We start from the raw sequence: 3,813 nt of genomic DNA on the forward strand, positions 1-3,813 counted from the left end.
AAACAAAAAAAACTGCCCGGAATTTGCCGGACAGTTTTTGTATTCAAATAAGCCAAATACGTTTAGTTGGAATAATCCGCCTTCACATAATCGGCATTCATTAGAAAATCATAGCATTTTTCTACGCTCTTGATGGGTTCGAAATTGTATTTTTCAATTTCTACAACCTGATACTGCATGCCTGATTGCTCGGCATACTGAAAGTACCTTTCAAAGTCCATCATACCGCTTTCACCTAATTCCGCTTCATCTTTAACGTGCCATAAGGTGAATCGTCCGGGGTACTCCTCAAAGTAGCTCACAGGATCAACGCCGCCTTCAACAGCCCAGTACAGATCGATCTGGAAAAACACTTTTTCCGGATCGGTATTCTGCAACATGTAGTCGTAAACGGTATTTCCTTCCAACTGGGTTGTAAATTCCTGGTCATGATTGTGATAACCAAACTGGATACCGGCTTCCTGACATTTTTCTCCTACCGCGTTGAAATATTCAACATAACCTTGGAGGCCTTCGAGGCTATTGTAACCTTTTTCACCCATGAAAGGCTGAACGATATATTCTGCACCCACCGCTTTATGGGCCTGTATGCATTCATCCCACCATTCCATTGTTTCATCCCAGTCTTCATCATCAGGCAGAGGCCTTCCGGTATGGGAGCTGAGAATATCCATACCCGCGTTGTTTACTACTTTTTTAAATTCTGCGGGTTCCATCCCGTAAAATTTTCCATCACTGTAGCCAGCCGGTTCCACAAATGTGTAGCCAATGTCACCTACCTGCTTAATGGTTTCTTTTGGTGCTTCTCCCATGGCTTCACGGAGGGAATACAACTGAATTCCGATTTCTTTTTCCTGGGGCTGTTGTTCGCAGGAACTTAACAAGCCAAGCAAAAATACTGATAGCATGGCTATTACTAGTTGTTTACTGATTTTTGTAATGTGTTTCATTGTTTTAAAAATTTTGTTTTTTTCAGGACATGAAATTAATATTTTACCGGGAATTGATCAAAAAAATCAGGAAAATTTTGATTTCTTTAATCTGGGATATGTATCGGACAAGGAGCACATTTCCACTATACTCTTAGACGAGGAAGTGGATATCTCGAAAAGACCAACTCAATGAATATTCGGTTAAAGCTCCTGACGTATATTTTTGGCTTTTTCTGAGGGGGGAGAAAATAACGGGAGTAAAGTGCCGGATTTCGCCGACTTAGTGTTTGTCCATAAAGTCAAAGAAATTTGAAAGAGTCTCGTCTAGAATGTTCGCTGGCAAGGCTTGCGAGTTTTGAATGCTAAATGTAGAGACGTACGGCCGTACGTCTCTACCAGATGTAATTGACTGGCATGAAAAACGAGCGTAACGCAGCCAGCGGATATTATAGACAGACTCGACTTAGATCGCAAAAAAGATCACTGCCAGCAATAAGAGTAAAGCAGCAGCATAATATATCCAGTATTTCTGCAAGTGTCGTATTATTTTTTTCCGCAACCCGGCTTTTGCTTTCATCTTTTTTTCGATATGCTCTTCCGGTGGGGGTGGTGTTTCGTCTTGCCCCTTTTCTTCCCCTAAAATTTCTTCAAGCATTTCCCTTCCTTTTTCCTGGGTGGCAGAAATGAGATCACGCATGAACGTTACCTCTTCGGCAAACTCGGAGTCGGACTGTATCCGTTCCTCGACTTTTTTTGTTTCTTCCTTCTTTAATTTGCCAAGCAGATATTCTTCAATAAGTTCGGTATCTTTGTCAGATAATGCCATGGTTTATCCCGCTTCAAATTATTGATCATCTTGTTAATAAACGTTTGACATCGGTTTAAGTTGTTTTCTCTCATTATCCGTTAACCCTCCACCGGTTAAAAAAGGGGTGTTTTGCCTGTTATTGGTGGTGAGCAACATCTTGAATATCTTGCTGATCTTTGGGAAGGAATGTATATAATATGTTGCCCTGTATATTGCAGATGAAATTTCTGACTCTCTTTCATGGTCTCTGCTTTGTTTTTTGATTCGAAAATTTCCCAACTCAATCCGTTTTCGCGCTGCAAAACTAATGAAAAAAACGGAAAAATTCTTTGCCCATACCGTTTCAACTATTAGCCTGCATTATTCAAAAACGAACGTAGGGAAGTTTTTGAATGCGGGATGGTTTGCGGGATGGATGCAGGCAACCCCGCATTAGATAAACCGGCTTTTTGCGAAATTTAATGAAGCAAAAAGTCAGGTTTTTCAATAGCGTCAGAATTATTCAAGAATAATTCGGGTTAGAACGCATTTTCTCAATGGAAAATTCAAACTCTCGAAGAACAAAAAACACGAACGTATACTTTCACGAAAGGGATGTGGGAAGTTAAACTGAGGTAAGGTTTTTTTTAATAAAATACTGAATGTCTTTATTTGTGGCTTTTAGTGTTACTGTCCCTTCGGTAATGCGGGATTGGAGTTTTACTGACATTTTCTTATATTTAACCATTCTTATATTTATTTTACCCATTACAATAAACACAAGATCATACAATAAAATTCTATTGAGTAAATATTCCATAGTACACTTATCATTTTTCCTGGCCGTTATTCTCGGTATACAAATGGCTGTTGGCCAGCAAATGAATGTGTTGAACTGGGAAGAGTTGCCTGAACTGCCTGCTGTTTCTGGTCAATCTGATAACTATGGCGTTGCCGGGGCCTTTAGCGGTATACACAACGGAGCCCTTATTCTTGCAGGCGGTGCCAATTTTCCGGAGCCCAGGTGGGAATCAGACAAACAATGGCACAGTGACATCTGGGTGCTTCCCCTCGGGGAAGAAGATGATGGCTGGATGAATGCTGGAAATCTGGGTCATCCCGTGGCTTATGGTAGCTCAGTAATGACTGAATATGGTTTGCTCTGTATGGGCGGAAACAGCAGGGACTCGGTGTATCGTGAAGTTTTTCTTCTGCAATGGAACCCGGAAGAGGAGCGTATTGCCCGCATCGATCTGCCTTCTCTCCCTGAACCTTGCGCCTACGGAGATGCTGCTTATTTTGAAGACAAGGTATACCTTGCAGGAGGCTCCAGTGGACAAGATCCAGCTACAGCCATGAAAAATTTCTGGATGCTGGATATAAGCGATCTTAAAGGTTCCGGTTTGGATGCTGAATGGAAGGAACTTCCACCCTGGCCCGGGCCACCCCGCATCCACAACATCACAGCCACACAGCATAATGGTCAGGATCAGTGTATTTATGTGGTTAGTGGCCGGTATATGAAGAATGGCAAGCTGCATTTTCTGAAGGACCTTTATGAGTTCAATCCACGAAAGTATTTCGCCGGCACAGAAGAAAATTTCTGGAAGAAAAAGAAGGAAGCACCTGTACCCCTCAATGCAGCTCCTGCTGCTCCCATTGGTCAAAGCCACATTTTTGTGTTCGGTGGAGCTACAGGTGAATTGTTCGACAAAGCCGATTCACTGAAAGATGATCACCCGGGATTCCCCAAAAATATATGGGCATACCACACCATAACCAATTCATGGGTTAAAGCAGGCGAATCACCAGTTAATCTGGTAACAACCAATGCCCTGAAATGGAATGAGTCGGTGATAATACCGGGAGGCGAGATCAGACCGAGGACCAGAACCCCTGAAAATTACCGCATCGAAATTGAAAAAGAAGAACCCCGGTTCGGAGCCATCAATTTTGCTACCCTGGGAATTTACCTGTTGGCCATGTTGCTGATCGGGGTATATTTCTCATTCCGCAACAAAAATACCAATGATTATTTTCGCGGCGGACAGAATGTTCCCTGGTGGGCGGCCGGCCTGAGCATTTTTGCAACCA

General features: G+C 42.5%; 3 protein-coding genes. 1 reads left to right on the forward strand and 2 read right to left on the reverse strand.

Going from position 1 to position 3,813, the window contains the following annotated elements:
- Nucleotides 1-62: 62 nt before the first annotated feature.
- Complete coding sequence (locus KGY70_18590; protein ID MBS3777211.1) at nt 63-908, reverse strand: sugar phosphate isomerase/epimerase; 846 nt, start codon at nt 906-908, stop codon at nt 63-65.
- Between the two features lie 487 nt (nt 909-1,395).
- Nucleotides 1,396-1,758, reverse strand: coding sequence for a hypothetical protein (locus KGY70_18595; GenBank protein ID MBS3777212.1), 363 nt, complete (start codon nt 1,756-1,758; stop codon nt 1,396-1,398).
- Between the two features lie 764 nt (nt 1,759-2,522).
- Here KGY70_18595 and KGY70_18600 point away from each other — a divergent pair.
- Nucleotides 2,523-3,813 (forward strand): hypothetical protein (locus tag KGY70_18600; GenBank protein ID MBS3777213.1); only part of this gene is annotated, 1,291 nt, incomplete at its 3' end.

The sequence above is a fragment of the Bacteroidales bacterium genome (assembly GCA_018334875.1).
Classification (GTDB): Bacteria; Bacteroidota; Bacteroidia; order Bacteroidales; family UBA12077; genus JAGXLC01.